Annotated in this window: 12 protein-coding genes, 1 tRNA gene and 1 pseudogene; 8 read left to right on the top strand and 6 right to left on the bottom strand. The window is 45.9% G+C overall.

The genetic code is table 11. The features are described from left to right. Nucleotides 1-185: 185 nt before the first annotated feature. Complete coding sequence (gene ruvA / locus BKN38_RS08740) at nucleotides 186-893, bottom strand: Holliday junction branch migration protein RuvA (RefSeq protein WP_066456834.1); 708 nt, start codon at nucleotides 891-893, stop codon at nucleotides 186-188. Next, nucleotides 890-3,085, bottom strand: coding sequence for a FapA family protein (locus BKN38_RS08735; protein ID WP_070957799.1), 2,196 nt, complete (start codon nucleotides 3,083-3,085; stop codon nucleotides 890-892). Before BKN38_RS08735 ends, ruvA begins: the two co-directional genes overlap by 4 nt. Before the next feature lie 175 nt (nucleotides 3,086-3,260). Between BKN38_RS08735 and murJ the strand changes: the two genes are divergently transcribed. After that, nucleotides 3,261-4,841, top strand: a complete 1,581-nt coding sequence (gene murJ / locus BKN38_RS08730; protein ID WP_066456816.1) for a murein biosynthesis integral membrane protein MurJ — start codon at nucleotides 3,261-3,263, stop codon at nucleotides 4,839-4,841. Nucleotides 4,842-4,985: 144 nt separating this feature from the next. Continuing rightward, the gene (gene cysS, locus BKN38_RS12320) at nucleotides 4,986-6,578 is read left to right on the top strand and encodes a cysteine--tRNA ligase (protein WP_324737507.1); all 1,593 of its coding nucleotides are present in this window, start codon (nucleotides 4,986-4,988) and stop codon (nucleotides 6,576-6,578) included. A 614-nt stretch (nucleotides 6,579-7,192) separates the two neighbouring features. Here cysS and BKN38_RS08715 read toward each other — a convergent pair. From BKN38_RS08715 to BKN38_RS08705, 3 genes are all read right to left on the bottom strand, one after another. Further along, entirely contained in the window at nucleotides 7,193-7,774 is a 582-nt protein-coding gene (locus BKN38_RS08715; RefSeq protein ID WP_066456800.1) for a flavin reductase family protein, read from the bottom strand. 579 nt (nucleotides 7,775-8,353) lie between these two features. Next, nucleotides 8,354-11,329 (bottom strand): TonB-dependent receptor, encoded by a 2,976-nt coding sequence (locus BKN38_RS08710; protein WP_070957798.1) that lies wholly within the window; start codon nucleotides 11,327-11,329, stop codon nucleotides 8,354-8,356. Beyond that, nucleotides 11,295-11,579 carry a hypothetical protein gene (locus BKN38_RS08705; RefSeq protein ID WP_070957797.1) on the bottom strand — a complete coding sequence of 95 codons (285 nt, stop codon included), beginning with the start codon at nucleotides 11,577-11,579 and terminating at the stop codon, nucleotides 11,295-11,297. Before BKN38_RS08705 ends, BKN38_RS08710 begins: the two co-directional genes overlap by 35 nt. A 369-nt stretch (nucleotides 11,580-11,948) precedes the next feature. On the opposite strand from BKN38_RS08705, the gene BKN38_RS08700 reads away from it, so the two are divergent. The 5 genes and pseudogenes from BKN38_RS08700 to BKN38_RS08680 all read left to right on the top strand — a co-directional run bounded on the left by BKN38_RS08700 (nucleotide 11,949) and on the right by BKN38_RS08680 (nucleotide 15,801). Next, a complete protein-coding gene (locus tag BKN38_RS08700; protein ID WP_233712886.1) occupies nucleotides 11,949-12,467 on the top strand; it encodes a cupin domain-containing protein in 519 nt (172 codons plus the stop codon). A 154-nt stretch (nucleotides 12,468-12,621) separates the two neighbouring features. Further along, nucleotides 12,622-12,930, top strand: a complete 309-nt coding sequence (locus tag BKN38_RS12080) for a hypothetical protein (protein ID WP_233712885.1) — start codon at nucleotides 12,622-12,624, stop codon at nucleotides 12,928-12,930. A 21-nt stretch (nucleotides 12,931-12,951) separates the two neighbouring features. Next, nucleotides 12,952-13,698: pseudogene (locus BKN38_RS08695) on the top strand (aldo/keto reductase); the annotation flags it as partial. Between the two features lie 960 nt (nucleotides 13,699-14,658). Next, entirely contained in the window at nucleotides 14,659-15,093 is a 435-nt protein-coding gene (locus BKN38_RS08685) for a cyclophilin-like fold protein (RefSeq protein ID WP_066456791.1), read from the top strand. Between the two features lie 183 nt (nucleotides 15,094-15,276). Next, nucleotides 15,277-15,801, top strand: coding sequence for a Rid family hydrolase (locus BKN38_RS08680; protein ID WP_082942603.1), 525 nt, complete (start codon nucleotides 15,277-15,279; stop codon nucleotides 15,799-15,801). A gap of 235 nt (nucleotides 15,802-16,036) precedes the next feature. On the opposite strand, the gene rpsU is transcribed toward BKN38_RS08680, so the two are convergent. Further along, nucleotides 16,037-16,249, bottom strand: a complete 213-nt coding sequence (rpsU, locus tag BKN38_RS08675) for a 30S ribosomal protein S21 (RefSeq protein WP_023949316.1) — start codon at nucleotides 16,247-16,249, stop codon at nucleotides 16,037-16,039. A 295-nt stretch (nucleotides 16,250-16,544) separates the two neighbouring features. Between rpsU and BKN38_RS08670 the strand changes: the two genes are divergently transcribed. Further along, nucleotides 16,545-16,621 (top strand) — tRNA-Arg (locus BKN38_RS08670). The last annotated feature ends 340 nt before the right edge of the window (nucleotides 16,622-16,961 follow it).

The following is a 16,961-nucleotide window of genomic DNA, read 5'->3' as shown; positions in this document are numbered from 1 at the left end:
CCGCAGCCTCAGATGAAGAAAAGAGACACACCCCCTCCCCCTGTCAGCCTTTCAAGGTGCCGCACTTCGTGCGAAGATTTAATTCAATTGAAAAATCCTTACGCATTTTTCGGATTTTTTCGCAACAACAAAAATACTGGCCTTATAATGACGATACAAAACCAAACCAGCAAAATTGTCAATTTTTATCGCGCGAAGCCTTGGGAGAGGAGGCGGAGGGCGTCTTTGATGATGCTTTGCGTGTTGTTTGCGCTTACTTGTGAGAGTGCCTTTTTTATCTCGGCGGATTTGTAGCCAAGCGCCTCTAGGGCTAAAAACGCCTCGTTTTTGGCGTCATCTTGTGGCGGAGTCTCCGCATTTGGCGCGCTAGATTCTAGGATCTCTTTGCAAAATCCTGCCAAATCTAGCAAAATCTTGCCCGCACTCTTTGCGCCCACACCCGGCACTTTTTGCAAAAGCTTGATGTCTTTGCTCTGCACGATTTGCGCGAAGTTTTGCGCGCTAAAGGTGCTTAGTATCGCTAGCGCTACTTTGGGTCCTACGCCATTGATTTTTAGCAGCCGCTCAAATGTCGCGCGCTCTAGCGCATCCAAAAAGCCAAAAAGCAGCTGCGCGTCCTCGCGTATGATGTGTGTGATAAGCAGATGCACTTCGTTTGGCGCGCTAGAATCTAAAAGCGCGCCTGCTTTTGCGCCAGAATCCACGCGCGCAGAATCCACACCGCGCCCACTAGATTCTACCGCACCAGCCATACCCCCAGCGCCCTCTATTTTCGCGCGCAGTTGCGAGCTTGTCGGCACGCTGATAGCCACGCTATATATCACGCCGCCTACATTCATCTCCGCGCGCATTGCCCCTAGCTTATGCACCTTCCCCACGAGTCCGCAAATCATTCTTCCGCCTTTAGTTGAAAATATATGCCTTTTTCTTTGAGCTCTTGGCTGGCTGGCTCTAGTCTCACGCACGCGCTTTTGCCACTTAGCAAAAGCATATTTTGGCTATAGCGCGGGAAATCGCACTCCAAATGCGCGTAGTTCTCAAACCCGCCGACTAAGCCGATTTGTATTGTAGCATTTTTGAGCGCTGTTTGGAGTGAGGGGAGGGTTTTGTCTTGCAGTGTTTCTAGGCGTTTTTTAAGCGATTTTTGGCGGGTAAGCAGGGCTTTGTATAGCTTTATCGCATTTATCGAGGCGAGATTTTTGGCGGCAAAATCTTGATTTTTTAGCGCGATTTCTAGCTGGTCTTTGGTAAAGCCTTGCAATTTTTGCAAAAACACCTGCGCATCCCGCGTGCTTGCCGCATAAAAGTCAATCATTAGTGCGAGAATCTTTAGCGTGCTTTGCTTGTCATTGGCATATTTTAGCGCCCTTTTGATATATGCCCTAAGCTCCCTATCGCCTTTGATATCAAATGCTAGCATATTGTCATTGCCCTTGTTGTAGGGGATTTCTTGGATTTGTAGCGTCTTTGAGAAGTGGCAGTGGTTGTTGTTGCGAAGCGCTTTTATGCTTATGTTTTTTGCGTAGATTTTGCTGCCATTTGCCTGTATCACGCGCGCATCATCGGCGAAAACTTTGGCGGATTCTAGGTTTTTTATCGTGCATTTTTCGCAAATCATAAGTCCTTTGTGTGTGAGGATTTTGGCGATTTTGGCGTGGATTTTGGAGCTGTGGTGCGTCGCGCCATTGATGATGAGCTCATCGGCTTTGATAGCGGTGTCTTTGCCTAGCGAGCCATAGATTTCTATGCTTTTGGCTTCGATGTGGATGTTATCGCCTAGTGCGTCTATCGCGTCGCTTTTGGATTCTATGACAAGGCTGATGCCAGCTTCTATCCCGCCTAGGAGCGGTGGCGTGGTGGTGGATTTGAGTGGTGCAGAATCTGGCAAGAAAAATACAAAAACACTATCCACGCTATTGTCGCCCTCATCTTTGATATTTGCTGCGCTATTTTGCGCGATTTGTGCGCGTGGCACATCGGCGCTGGCAAAGGGCGCAGTGTGCGCGGAGTGCAGCGCGATGTAGCCTTGCACTTCGCTTATGTATTCGATCCTGTCATCATAGAGTTTGTATGCTATGTGTTTTTGCGCGCTGGGCGTGATTTTTGGCGGTTTTGGCGCTGCTTTTCTATACGCGCCAGTAAGATCACGCCCCGCCTTCCCCTCATCACCAAACTCATACACGCCCACCACCTCGCCCTCACGCACGCCAAAAAACGCGCAAGCAAACTTCGCATCATCCAAATAATCAGCGTTTGATTTGGCGAGCGTTTGCGGCGCGCTAGATTCTGGTGCGCTTAAGGTGTGTGGCGCATTTAAAACATTTGGCGCATTTTGGCTAGAATCTGCATTTGCACTAGAATCTAAATCGCTAGATTCTGTGCTGGATTTGGCATGAGATTCTGCATCAGAATCCATATCGGCTGTGTGCTCCGCGATAGATTCTGTCTGCATGAGGCTTTGTATATAGCGCGATTTCAAGTAGCGCTCTTTGGGGAGGAATACAAATCTAGCGCTTTTTGGCGGGATGAAAACCTCGCTTTGCTTGATGCAAAACATCCCGCTTTTTGCCTTGGGATCGGCATTTATCCGCGCCAAAACCTCCCTAATGCGCGCCCTCGTATTTGCCAAATCATACAAAATCACGCCATTTGCCGCCATCATCGCCTCTACCTGCGAGAAAAACTCCTCATAAAACGACGCATCATCCACGCACAAAAATCCATCATCAAAGCTCAAAAACACCCTATCTTTTTGCGCGGACACGGTGATAAAAAAAGTCGCTGGAAATCGGCGCGGAAACACGCGCACATCGCATTTTTGCTTGAGTAAAAAAAGGCTTTGGTTGTATTGGGCTTGTATGTCTAGCTGGCTAGATTCTGCTTTGCTAAGCGGTTTAAACGCGCCGCTTTTGCCAGAATCCGCGCTTCTAGAATCTACACCTTTAGAATCCGCACACACCAAAAGCGTGAAATCCACTAGCATAAACTCCACCATATCCGCATCTATCCCCATGGCAGCACATCGCTCATTGATGCTAGCTTGTATATCTTCACAGCCTGTTATCACAAATGGCGTAAAACTCAAGCAAACTCCTATCCCGCGTTATTGGCATGCATTGGCGCATATTTGGCGATGTATTTTAGCGCATTTTATGTCAAATATTTTATCCTTAAGTTCGCGCAAATGCGGCAAGGATTTATCATTTATCAAACTTCTTTTGGCTACAATCGCGCTTTTTAGATGATTACAAGGATATTTTTTGCTAAAAAAAGCATTTTTGACAAATAGTAGTGGGATACTATGCTCGCGCGTTTTTGGCTTTTTGCGCGATTTGAGTATGGCAAATATTTTGGGCGCTGGCATTTATAGCGACATATTTTTTGTAGCGTTCAAATTCCCAAATCTTTTCCGCAGAATCTTTGGCGAGGGCGCTTTCACGCAAAGCTTTTTGCCAAATTTTATCGCCAGCAGCAAAAAGGGCGCATTTAGCGTGCTGATACTAGCGATTTTTTCGCTCATTCTCATAGCGCTTTCGCTGCTTGTGGTGGCGTTTAGCGGCGCTTTTACGAGGCTTTTGGTGTTTGGCTTTGATGAGTATTTGATAGAGCTGGCAAAGCCTATCGTGGCGATTCATTTTTGGTATTTGCTGCTGGTGTTTTGGGTGACATTTTTTAGCGCGCTGTTGCAGTATAAGCAGCATTTTTGGGTGAGCGCGTATAACACGGCGCTGCTAAATATCGCGATGATTGGCGCGCTTTTGCTCGCGCGCGATAAAGATGAGATGCAAATCGTGTATTTTGTGAGCTATGGCGTTTTGGTGGGCGGGGCGGCGCAGGTTTGCTTGCATTTTTATCCGCTGTATCGTTTGGGGTTTTTGCGACTTTTGGCATGTGGCGTGGGAGAAGTGAGGCTTGCGTTTGTGGGTGGCAAAGCACGCGGAGAATCTAGACTAGAATCTAAAAAAGCAGAATCTGGTGCAGAATCCAAAGCAAAATCCAGCGCAGATTCTGGCGCAAAATCTGAACTAGAATCCAAAAACACCGCGCAAAATGCAGAATCTAATTTTGCCAAATCCCGCCGCCTAGCCGCCACGATAAAATCCGAGCTAGCCACATTTTTCAAAAAATTTTTCCCCGCCATGCTAGGCAGCTCCACCGCGCAAATCGCCTCTTTTATCGACACGCTTTTAGCGTCATTCTTAGCCAGCGGCTCGATCTCTTATCTCTACTATGCCAACCGCATTTTTCAGCTCCCGCTTGCCATTTTTGCTATCGCGATTTCCACAGCGCTTTTCCCCATGGTAGCAAAAGCCATCAAAGCCGGCGAGGAGCAAAAGGCACTTGCGGCGATGAAGCGCTCATTTTGGTTTTTGCTAGCGATGCTTTCTTTGTGCGCGGTGGGCGGGATTATGCTTAGCCAGCAGATTATTTGGTTGCTTTATGAGCATGGGAAGTTTGCGCGCGCGGACACGATAGAGACGGCGCTGGTGTTTTGCGCGTATATGGTGGGGCTCGTGCCTTTTGGCTGTGCTAGAATCTTTTCGCTCTATCTTTATTCGCAAAACGCCCAAGCGCGCGCTGCCAAAATTAGCGCGATTTCACTAGGTGTGGGTGTGGTGTTTTCGCTTATTTTTATGCAGTTTTGGGGCGCGGTGGGGCTGGCGCTGGCTGGGAGTTTGAGCGGGTTTGTGCTATTTTGGCTTACGATTTCATCATTTGGGCTTAATCGATTTTGGGATATAATGCGCGCCAAAAAATACGCGATTTATGCGAGTTTGGCAGTGGCGGCGGAGGTTTGTATTTTGACTGCGTGGCTGTATCTGGTGGAGATTCCAAACTAGATTTATGTCTAGATTCTGGGCTAGATTTTATGACTAGATTCTAGCCATAAACGCAGAATCCAAAATCGCACAAATAGCAAAGCGCACAAGCAAACACAAATACCACAAACACCAAACACTTAGGGGAGCAACATGCAAAAAACCATAAAAATATATGACACCAAAATCAAGCAAAAGGTCGATTTCACGCCTATCAAGCAAGGCAAAGCGCGCATATATGTGTGCGGTCCTACGGTGTATGATGATGCGCATTTGGGGCATGCGCGAAGCTCTATCGCTTTTGATTTGCTGCGCCGCGCGCTCATGCTTAGCGGCCATGAAGTGATTTTTGTCAAAAATTTCACCGACATCGATGATAAAATCATCAAAAAAGCGCATGACAAAGGCGTCTCTATAGAAGAAATCACTAAGCATTACACCAAGGCATACATGGATGATATGCAAGCCCTAGAGGTGCTAGCCCCAGACATCGCGCCAAAAGCCACGCAAAATCTAGGCGAGATAGCGCAAATGATAGAAGCACTGCTAGAAAAAGGTGCGGCGTATCGCTTGGATAATGGCGATGTGTATCTCAATGTGCCAAAAGATAGCCTCTATGGCAGTATCTCTGCGCGCGGCGTGGATGATGAGAATCTAGCGCGGATAGAAAATGACGCACACAAAAAAGACGCGCGGGATTTCGCGCTGTGGAAACACTACAAAGGTGCGGATGATGTAGGCTATGAAAGCGCGCTAGGCAGGGGGCGCCCGGGCTGGCATATCGAATGCTCGGCGATGATAGAAAAGGTGCTTGCGTATAAGGATGAGGAGTTTGCCATCGATATACATGGCGGGGGCGCGGATCTGCTTTTCCCACATCATGAAAACGAAGCCTCGCAGACGCGCTGTGCCACAGGGCGCGAGCTCTCAAAATACTGGATGCATAATGGCTTTGTCAATATCAATGGTGAAAAAATGAGCAAAAGCCTTGGCAATAGCTTTTTTATCAAAGATGCGCTGAAACATTACAGCGGCGAGGTGCTTAGAAACTACCTTTTGGGCGTGCATTATAGGGCGGTTTTGCATTTTAGCGAGGAGGATTTGCTGGGTGCGAAAAAAAGGCTAGATAAAATCTATCGGCTAAAAAAGCGCATCGCAAGTGGCTTTGGCAATGGTATCGCTGGGGCGCGTGAGTGGGCGGAATCTAATGGCATGGCTGGTGTGAGTGGTGGCGCAAATGTTGGCAAAGGCGGTATGGATTCTGGCGTGGTGGATTCTAGTGTGAGTGCTGGCAGAGGCGGCGCGGATTTTGGCGCGGTGGATTCTGGCGGCGTTAAAGGCATTGTAGATTCTAGTAAAGGCGGCGCGGATAGCGCATTTTGCGATGCTCTGCTAGAGGCGATGAGCGATGATCTCAATATCTCAAAAGCCCTAAGCGTGCTGGAAGATATGCTGACACATGCCAACGCAGCGCTTGATAGCGCGCCAAAAGACAAAGCGCTAAAGGCGCGACTGCTTTTCAATCTAGATTTTGTATATAGCCTGCTAGGCATTGGCGGGGGCGATGAGGTGGCTTATTTTCAGCAGGGCGTGAGCGAGGATGAGCGCGCCGAGATAGAATCCAAACTGCTAGCGCGCGCCGATGCGAAAAAGGAGAAAAACTTCGCGCTGGCGGATTCTATACGCGATGAGCTAAGCGCGCGCGGGATTCTCATAAGCGATACGCCAAGCGGCAGCACATGGGAAAAAGTGGAGTAAGACTTTAGCGAGCTTGATGCGTTAATTTTTACGCTGGTAGGATTCAAGCGACTTTGATACATTGCTTTTTGTGCTGATTTGTTGCTTGCGCTTTAGTGATTTTGGTTTTTGGCGGTTTTGGCAAATCTAGTATATTTTTGCGGCTTTTGGTAGTTTTTGTTTTGGCAGATTTGGTTTTCTGGTGGCTTTGGCAGATTTTTGCGACTTTGATTTGGTGGTTTTGGTGGCTTTATTTTTAGTAGTTTTAGTGGGTTTTTGTGGCTTTAGTCGGCTTTGGTTTTAGTGATTTTGGCGCGTTAAATGTTTATGCGCGCTTGCTTTGGTGATTTTGGTATTTTAATATTTTTCGCCGATTTGCACGCTTATGCGTTTATTGATTTTATTGCAATTTTTACGCGTTTAGATTCTAGTATTTGGCGCGCTTGTTTTTTATTTTTCGCCTTTGGCTTTCGCTTTAAGTCCTCTCACCATTTTTCAATGCGCCCTCTGCCCGCCTTTTAGATTCTGCCGCGCACCCTAGAATCTAAAATTGCGCCAGAATCCAGATTTGCGCCAGAATCCAAGCCACACCAAAATCCGCGCAAAATCCACACTAGAATCCAAAATCCAAAGCCCTAAATCTTTGGATCGATGAGCTCGCTCACTTGCAGATAATACTTGCCCACGCGCCCAAGATGCGGGGGCATGAAGCGCAAATCATCCTTGTATATCACATCATCGATATAGCAGCTTTTGGCTTCAAGCAGCGCCGTCCTCTCCGCGCCTCCAAAATCCAGCACCTCCCTAAGCTCGCAGAAATACGCCACCTTCACGCCCTCCACGATAGGCGGATACGAGGCATCAAGCGCTTTTAGCGGGATGCCAAAGGTGCTCGCTTCGCTTTTGGTGGATTCTAGCTCGCTGGCACTTTGCTCTAGCATGGGGATGGCATCCACCATCACAAGGTTTATCGTGGCTTTTTTGGTGGCGCGGAGGTTTGCTAGCGTGTCTTTGGGGCTGCCGTCACTTTTGGCGCCAAAGCAGAGGGAAAATATCGGCGGGCTTGAGCTCACCACGCCAAAAAAGCTAAAGGGCGCAAGATTTACCACGCCCTCATCATTGGTGCTAGACACCCACGCGATGGGGCGCGGCGTGATGGTGTTGCTTAGTATGCGGTATTTGGCGAGCGCACTTTGAAATGCAAAATCTAGCTGCATAGGCGATGTCCTTTTGGCTTTGGGTTTTACTTGGTTTGACTATCTTATCATTTTGTTTATTTGTCTGCTTTTGGGTTTGGTCGGCGCCGCAAACGCCTAATATTTTACCCAATATTTCGCAGGCATCTTTTGTTAATTTAACCATTGCATTATACCCAAATAATCCAAAGGCATCACTTTGGCCAGAGTCCAATAAATAGGATTAGATTCTGCGCTTTTATTTTAGATTGCTTCGCTACCGCTCGCAATGACAGGAAATATCACGCGTCATTGCGAGGATTCATAGAATCCGAAGCAATCCATAAAAACATAGCGCGGATTTTTAATCCAGCTCGCAACTTCTGCAAGCCCGCTTTCTGTCATTGTGAGCCGCACTTGTGCGGCTCACAATGACGAAAGCCAAAGCCCACTTTGCCAAACCAAAGCCCAACCAATTCAAAATCAAGTCAAAGTCCGCCTAAGTCCAGCCAAAAACCAATTCAAAATCAAGTCAAAGTCAGAATCAAGACAAAAGGCTAGCCAAAGCCAAAATCAAACTAAACCAAACCACGCAAAGCCAACCCCAGCGACCCACGCTTTTTAAAACTTCCATCTTATTTCCGCATAGTAGCTTCTACCCATTCCGGGATAGTAGTAGTAGCGTTGTTGGTAGGTTTTGTAAAATGTATCTAGCGCGTTACGCACGCCGATACTCGCACCCAGCCCATTTGCGTTCTTATATGTCAGCCCAAAGTCAAGCAAGAAATACCCGCCCTTATTCATCACGCTATAGATGCTCTCTTGCTCTGTCCTGTCGTAGTTTCCATCGATTTTGCTTACATAGAGACTATACGCCTCGCCAGTATAGGTCGCATTGACATTCGCGCTTAGCACTTGCGATGCGCTTCTTAGTATGTCCCCTTCAAGCGCAAGTGTCGCTTTCCAATCCGGCACATAAGGCACGCGCGAGCCCTCCAGCGCGAAGTTTGCATACACGCTGTTATAATTACTCATCAAATTAGAATCTGCTTTTAAAATATTTGTCCAAACATAGCTAAGGGATTCTAAGATTCTTAATCTATTCTCAAAAAATCCCTGCCTTGCTAAAACCTCAAATCCAACCCTTTGCGTCTGTCCCAAATTGCGATACACAAAGCTCATCGTCCCGCTTGTCTGATTTAGGAAAATCTCATCAAATGTATGCGTATAAAACGCAGTCGTGGAGAAAAAGAATGACTTCGCAAAAGTATCTTTCCATGAAAGCTCGGCAGTGAGGTAGCGCTCTGGCTTTAGGTTATTAAAGGTATTTTTTATGAGTTCTACACCGGTTGCCGTCCCGTTTGAGCCACCTTGATTTATTTCAGATTCTGGGTCGGCATCTATCATTTGGAATGGCGAAGGGCTGATAAATCCTAGCTCACCTTTGATATAAGCATTCCCTGTGTTTGAGTATTTGAAGTTTGGCACGACTTCTAGAGCATAAGCATAGCGATTTGTCCCTATATTAAAGTCCGTCTCCTCTGGGTTAATGCTTAAGGTTGTCCAGTCTTGCGCCAACATTTGCATAAATTGTTGCAATGTTGCATCGTCAAGTCCATAATCATTTTGCGTTAAGTCATTTGTAGTTAGATTCATATTCGCAGTGTTATTTAGCCTCATTGTTTGTGCGTTTGTCACGCGATAATGACTGTATTCAAACCTAGCTCCACCGCCTAGCTCAAACCAATCGGCAAACTCATAAGAATCATACACATAAGGGCTAATGCTTGTCTTTAGCGCGGTATTTAGCGCGGTGGTGGCTATGCCTACTTGTCCTGCTCTAGTAGTGGTAACATAATCAGAAAGTGCCGCGTTAAAATCTGCCAAAATAGAATCCATCACCATATTACGCCTAGCATAGCCTAAAGAGTTATCAAGCCCTATGATAAGCTTATTTGCCGAAGTCTCATGCTTTAGCTTGAAGTTTAGCCCCGTTCCATGATTAGCAAAGCTTGAGCCATTTAGCGTGCTATACATTGTAGGCAGTAAGCCATCTTGCCAGTAGTCATTGTAGCTAATGATATTCATTTGATAATAAGCTAGCGCATCAAAGTTTAGAGAATCGCTAATCGCATTTATATAGCGAAGTGAGGAAGTGAGCGTATCCACACTCATACCCACATATTCATAGCTATTAGAGTAGCGGAAGTCTTTTAAAGTATCAGAACTCACATCATATATTCCATTCAAACCAGCGGCGATTCCTGCGCTTTGGCTATTACAAAGATATGGATTATTCCAACTTAAGCTAAAAGCTTGATTTGGGTCATAGTTTGGATTTGGCACGCAGTAGTAGTTTGCAGCGCGCAAATATGTTGGAATCCTTTTTAGTCTATTATGCGCGTAGTTGGTGGAGAATTCTAATCGTTGATTCTCGTTTATATCGTAGTTTATGCCGATTTGCGCGGTGATATTTATCCCATTATCATGGTAGTTTAGATATTTAGCATTTTTTTGCTCCCCGAGTCTCAAGCATGAGGGTGCGATTATAGCACCATTATTTGTTATACTGCCATCTGCGCCGGGGACATAATCAGGGCATCGAGTGGCTGAGCTATCATAATATGATTGGCTTGGTTGCTGAGAATAAGAGCTAATTTGCACCGGTGGGCGAATATTTGTATTTCTCGGTCCGGGCACATAGCTAGCCCCCACGCTCCCATAGACAAAGAGTTTGTCCCCTATCTTTTTGCCCCCTAGTATGCTTAAGCCCCCGCCTTGCAAGCCTAGCGCCTCTGCGCTTGAGCCTTTGGCTATCACTTCTAGGTAGTCTTTGTCTGGTTTTTTGGTGCTGATATTTATCACGCCTCCGCGGCTGCCGCTGCCATACACCACGCTTGAGCCACCGGGTAAAACTTCGATAGATTCTACATCTTCTAGGTTTATGTTATTAAACGCAGCAACCCCGCTAATGGTATCAAGGCTATTGATAGGCACGCCATTGACGAGGACTTTTACCGCGCGATTGGCGTCTTTACCCTGCCCTCTTAAGTCGATATTACGCCCAAAGCCTGTATCTACGAAGTTGATAAAAGGCTGATGCTCTAGGGCTTGCTCTAGATTCTGATAGCCTTTGTTTTGAATCTGCTCTTTGGTGATGACGATGATATTTTTACTCATATCAGAATCTATATCGCCACTTTGCGCGGTGGCAGTGGCGGTGACTTTGTCTAGCAGTCTGGATTCTGTCGGATCTTGGAGGTCTTGGAAGTTTTGGGAATCTCTAGTGTCGCTTGGGGCTTGGGCGGATTCTGCGCTTGGCGTGGTTTGGGTGCTTTGCGTGGTTTGAGAATCTTGGTAGGCTGGTGGCGGGGTGGCTGGTATGTTTGAGGCAGAATCTGCGCTTGGCGTGGATGGGGCGGCTAGCGCGTCTGATGTGCTTTGTGTGTCTGATGTGCCTTGTGTGTTTGGCGCAGGGGCAGCATCTGCTAGTCTGATGTATCGCTGGGATTTGGTATCGCTTGGGGCTTGGGCTACTTGTCTGAAGCTGGCATTTCTCTGGCTATTTAGTTGTGTATCTTTGGGGGGGGGGGGCAAACATATCAGCAGAATCTAGCGCGAAGCTAGTGGATGCTGCGTGCGCTGTGGCGTGGCTCGCGACAAAAGCAAGCGATATAGCAGATGCTAGCAGAAGCGATTTGCCAAAGCTGGCAGATGAGGCGGTGGCGCGCGGCGTGGCTGGTGTGGATTCTGGTATTTGCGCGGCTGATGCAGATTCTAGCATCTGCGCGGCTGGCGCGGTGTGTCTGGCGCTGGTGTGTGGCGTAGAGATAGTGAAGCGAGGCATGAGTGTCCTTTGTGGGAATTGTTTTAGGATTCTTATCTATAGACCTTTGATATAAAAGCAGAATTATTATCATATTTTACTTAAAGATTTATAAAGAATAATGCAATCTATAAGCAGAATATAAAAAGGCTATACTGACTTTTGCTGTTAGGTTTTTGTGTCTGTCGTGTATTTTGTCATTGGTGTGGATTGGGCGGATTGGGTGGATTGCTTTGCGTTGCTAGGGTAAGTCTCGCGATGGCAAAATGGATTTGCACCTTGCAGGGATTTTACGCCTTACCATGATAATTTTGCATGCCACCCTTGACAGATAGCTACTATCATGCTTTATAATTGCACTTTTCAAACTTCTAAAATAAAGGCGACAATATGAAAATTTCCAAACTATCAGGTGCTAAACTAGGCGCATGCGCCGCTAGTGCGCTGCTAGCTAGCAATGTAGCCCTAGCCAGCGATACCGCCAGCACCGCGATGCAGCGCGTGATAAAACAAGAGCAGATGAAGGTCATGAAGGGTGATAGCGCGATTTTTAGCGGCGATGTGAAGGTGACGCTGCTTTTTGGTGAGAGCGAAAATCGCAATGCCGGCGGGGGTTTGGTGGAGTTTAGCCCCAAGGCTAGGAGCGCGTGGCACACACATCCAGCGGGGCAGACGCTCATCGTGGTGGAGGGCGAGATATACACTGGCACCGAGGATGGCATCACGCAGATAGCCAAAAAAGGCGAGGTCATCGAGTGCCCGGCTAATGTGAAGCATTGGCATGGCGCGGGCGAGAAGCAAAAGGGCGCGCATATCGCGCTAACTGGCAGCAAAGAAGGCAAAAATGTCATCTGGCTAGAAAAGCTAAGTGATGCAGAATACCAAAAAGCGATAAAAAGCGCGAAGTAGCCAGATAGAATCAGGCAAAAGGGCGGATTTGGCGACGCTGGCGATAGCGATAAGAGCGACCTAACAAGCGCAAAAAGTTAAAAATTTATCGCTATTAATGGGCGTTAGGCATTGCGCTTTATAATATGATTTGATTTTAACGCAAAGGAGCAAAATGGCAGATTCTAAACGCAGAGAGTTTATAAAGACAAGCGCGAAAATGGGCGCGCTGGCGCTTGGCGCAGGGCTTGCAAGTGCGAGCTTGCTAAATGCGGAATCTGGAGTGGATTCTAAAGATTCTAAAAACTCCAAAACAGAATCTAAGGCAGAATCCAAAACGAATTCTAAAATCGCGCAAAATAGCGCAAACAATACCAAAACCACAAAAGGAGCAAAAATGAAATACATCACTTTAAATAATGGCGTGAAAATGCCAATGCTGGGTTTTGGAACTTTCCAAATCACAGATCTAAAAGAAGCGTAAAGATGCACGGAGGATGCGCTAAGCGTGGGCTATCGCAGTTTTGACACAGCGCAGGCGTATTACAACGAAGAAGCTTTGGGCGCTGGGTTTAAAGCAAGCGGGATAAAGCGCGAGGAGCTTTTCATCACTACAAAGCTTTGGATAAGCCATGCGAATGAAAAAGATGCGCTAAAAGCCTTTGATGCTTCGATGAAAAAGCTAAGGCTTGATTATCTTGACCTGTATCTCATCCACCAGCCTTATAATGATGTCTATGGCGCGTGGCGCGCGATGAGTAAGCTCTACAAAGAAGGCAGGATAAAGGCGATTGGCGTGAGTAACTTTTTGCCAGATCGCCTCGTGGATTTTTGTCTAAATAATGAGATAAAACCAGCGGTAAATCAGATCGAATGCAATCCGCTGCATCAAAGGGCGGATTTTCAAAAGCTGATGGGCGAATATGGCGTGGCAGTGGAGTCGTGGGCGAGCTTTGGCGAGGGCAAAGAAAATATGTTTGAGAATCCTACTTTAATGAAAATTGCCAAAAAGCATAATAAAAGCGTGGCACAAGTGATTTTGAACTGGCTTATCGGGCGTGATATTATCGTCATCCCCAAAACGACGCGAAAAGAGCGCATGGTGGAGAATTTTGATGTGTTTGATTTCGAGCTAGATTCTGATGATAAGGCGCAGATTACGGGACTTGAAAAGGGTGAAAGCTTATTTTTGGACCACCGCGACCCAGAAAAAGTCAAATGGCTAATCGAGCTGCATAAAGGGAAAATATAGGACGCACGCCAGCGCGCAGAATCTTTGGACAACAGGGCGGCAAGGCGGCGCACGCCAAATCGCAGACATCGGGGCGGCAAAGTGGCATGAACTATGGATGACAGGGCAGCGCACCAAATCGCAGACAACGCGCCATGCTACATCGACAAGCCACGCGCAAATCTCTAGCGCGCAGCGCCAGATAGCAGAATCTAGATTTTGGATTTTACAAATAATTTGGCATCTATGAGCCGTCATTGCGAGGCTTGCGCTAGCAAGGCGAAGCAATCCATTAAAACCACAAAGATTTAGATTCTGCCATAAAATAGAGAATCCATATTTTTTCTTTAAGATAGATTGCTTCGTCGCTTTACTCCTCGCAATGACGATTTGTTGCCGTTTGCGTTTTTTGTCATTACTAAAGAAGCTTGCGCTTTGCGAGGCTTGTGACAGCAAGGCGAAGCAATCTATAAAAGTTTGGCGACCAAAAAGCTAGAATCTAAATAGTGCAAAATCTAGCAAAATTGGATTTTGCTATAAATCTAGGATTCAAAATAACGCTTTGTTTTTATGGATTGCTTCGTCGCTTTGCTCCTCGCAATGACAACCCCCAAGCGTCATTGCGAGCAACGCAGTTGCGAAGCAATCCAAAAAATAATGCAGTGTGTGGCACGCACCTTCTAGCGTTGTCAGGGTTTGGGTCGCAGGGGGAAGGGGAGCGACTTCGTCAAAGCACAAGCTTCTTTAGAAAACAAGCCAAAGGCGCAGTTTCTTCAGCAAAGCGTGTGCTTCTTTAGCAATCCATTTAAGCCACATTGACCAGATAGCGACAATTTTCTTTCTGTCATTACGAGGCTTGTGACAGCAAGGCGAAGCAATCTATAAAAATACCAAACGGATTGAAAATCTGCGCAGATTAGATAGATTGCTTCGTCGCTTCGCGCCTCGCAATGACGATTTGTTGCTGTAAAAAGGAAGCAAATGAGATTTTTTATTTTATTTTGGCTGATTATTTCGGCGGTAAAAGGAGAAAATATGGTGATAGCCTTGAGTTTTGGTGATGAAAAAATGGGCGCTGAAAAGATACTAGTGGAGCTAGATTCTAGTGCGAGTGCGCGCGATTTTGCAGCACTTTTACCACTAGAAGTGGAGGTGAGTGATTATGTCGGCAAAGAAAAGATATTTTCCCTGCCAAAAAGACTAAAAACAGGCGCAAATGATGGCGCTGGATATGACCCGCAAATCGGGGATTTATTTTATTTCAGCCCTTGGGGGAATGTCGGGATTTTCTATGAAAAACAGCCGCCTTACAATGGACTCATACGGCTTGGAATCCTAAAAGACAGCAAAAATGCGCTTGCCAAACTAAAAGCCAAAAAGCAAAATTTTGTGATAAAAATCGAAGCGGTAAAGTAGAGGCAAATCACAAAGCAATCTAAACGCATAAAAATAAATAATAAATACCGCCAAAGTTTGCTTAAAATATTTATGCTATTTAAAAAATGCTTGTATAATGCCGCTTTTCTAATGCCTTCTGGCGCTTTCTAATGCTTTCTAGCGTAGAATCCGCCAGAATCCACAAATCACTTAGGAGCATTCATGCCTATAAAATATTTGAAAAACACTGCGATACTGCTAGCTTTTGTATTTATATTTTTGGGCTGTGGAAATCAAAGCGAAAATCAGCAAGGCAATACAAAAAATCAAGGAGTCAATATGCAAAATCCACCCGTGCAATACATAACGCTAAGCGGCAAAATAGGTGAGATGCAAAATCATCATGGCTATAATGGCGCGGTGATTATCAATGATAATATTATCAAAATTTCGGGGCAAGGCGGCTGGAATAGGGAGTTTGACTTCCCACATGAAAAGCTAGAAGATGAGATAAATCAAGCGTTTGAAAATGTCGCGTTTGTGCTAGAATCTGCGGGGAGCGATTGGAGCAGGGTTTATAGCGTGACGACATATTTTACAGGAAAAATCACTGAAGAAATCAATCAAACAATGGCAAAGCAGTTTAAATCAAGGTGCAAAAATCTGCCTATCTGGACGAGCGTGCAAGTCGCTGGGCTGGGTGATGCTAGGATGCGTGTCGAGGTGGTCGTCGAGGCGTATAAATAAAAGCGGATAAAAAGCAAAATAAATAAAATCAAAGCGGTTTTGTAAATAAAATATTTTTATTTTGATTATGTTTTTGTGTCTTTATCGTTTGGATTTATTGGTTTTGCTTGGATTATGGGCGATTTTGCGGCCGTGAAAGATTCTAAAATGACTTAAAACTAAAGCTAGAGATTTAAGATTTTGCAAAAATCGCAGCTCGCTAGCCCTAGGCTTGCGCCCAAAGCCAGCGCGTGCGCTATAGTCGAGACTCGTAGCGTCGCAACATATAAAGTCGTTTTAGCATTTTTTTCTTGGCGTTTATCTTTTGTTTTTTGCGCTTTTCTGTCTTGCTTTCAAAAAACCTGCGCGCTCTGCACTCGGTCACTACCAAGTTGCGATCGGTTTGCTTTTTGAATTTGCGATACGCTTCGTCGAAAGATTCGCCTTCTCTGACTTTTATGCCGGGCATCTACATCACCTACTTTCTTGGAATTTGGCCTTTTTGACAAAGGCGAGCGATATTTTAGCCAAAAAAGCATAAAATTTAAATTAAGTTTAAAAGATTTGTCGCTATAATGCGCGCTTATCTTTTGATTTGCCCGCGTGAATTTATGTGAATCTATGTAGATTTATGCGGATTTGCGTAAGATTTGTGAGTTTGTCAGTCTCTGTGCGACATCTCGCTAAATTTTCGTCGCTAGATTCTGGCTAGTTTCACTTTTTAGATTCTAGTTTGCTAGATTCTGGTTTGGCAGATTACTTTTGTGCTCGTAGCTCAGCTGAATAGAGCAACAGGTTGCGGTCCTGTAGGTCGGGGGTTTGAATCCCTCCGAGCACGCCATTTTGCGCTTATCGCCTATATATTTTGTCAAAAGTTTCCACTATAATCCCAATTTGTAACAATACAAACAACTCGCCATACAATAATAGCTCAAGGACTCGCATGCCACAACCCATTGCTACCACCAACATAATCACCCCCCCCCCCCCCCCCCCCCAACCAAAAAAGACCCCTCATTCCCTCCAACTAAAACTTCTAAAAGTATTCTTTAAAATGTTTAGGTTCTGTTTCTTTTACACACCTCCCAGCCCACGAGACGCACAGGATACTCGTAATCCTCCTTCTTCTGTAAAAAAAAAAAAACACACAAACACCATACCAACACCCCTACTACTCGTTT

The organism is Helicobacter sp. CLO-3 (genome assembly GCF_001854545.1).
Taxonomy (GTDB): Bacteria; Campylobacterota; Campylobacteria; order Campylobacterales; family Helicobacteraceae; genus Helicobacter_B.
Note: the sequence above shows the minus strand (reverse complement) of the source record. Positions and strands in the feature narration are given on the sequence as shown.

Excerpts from the sequence above, each read along its gene's own strand:
- rpsU (WP_023949316.1), bottom strand. The coding sequence starts at position 16,249 with ATGCCCGGCATAAAAGTCAGAGAAGGCGAATCTTTCGACGAAGCGTAT.
- BKN38_RS08705 (WP_070957797.1), bottom strand. The coding sequence starts at position 11,579 with ATGCCTCGCTTCACTATCTCTACGCCACACACCAGCGCCAGACACACC.
- BKN38_RS08680 (WP_082942603.1), top strand. The coding sequence starts at position 15,277 with ATGCCTATAAAATATTTGAAAAACACTGCGATACTGCTAGCTTTTGTA.
- BKN38_RS08715 (WP_066456800.1), bottom strand. The coding sequence starts at position 7,774 with ATGCAGCTAGATTTTGCATTTCAAAGTGCGCTCGCCAAATACCGCATA.
- BKN38_RS08685 (WP_066456791.1), top strand. The coding sequence starts at position 14,659 with ATGAGATTTTTTATTTTATTTTGGCTGATTATTTCGGCGGTAAAAGGA.
- ruvA (WP_066456834.1), bottom strand. The coding sequence starts at position 893 with ATGATTTGCGGACTCGTGGGGAAGGTGCATAAGCTAGGGGCAATGCGC.
- BKN38_RS08700 (WP_233712886.1), top strand. The coding sequence starts at position 11,949 with ATGAAAATTTCCAAACTATCAGGTGCTAAACTAGGCGCATGCGCCGCT.
- BKN38_RS12080 (WP_233712885.1), top strand. The coding sequence starts at position 12,622 with ATGGCAGATTCTAAACGCAGAGAGTTTATAAAGACAAGCGCGAAAATG.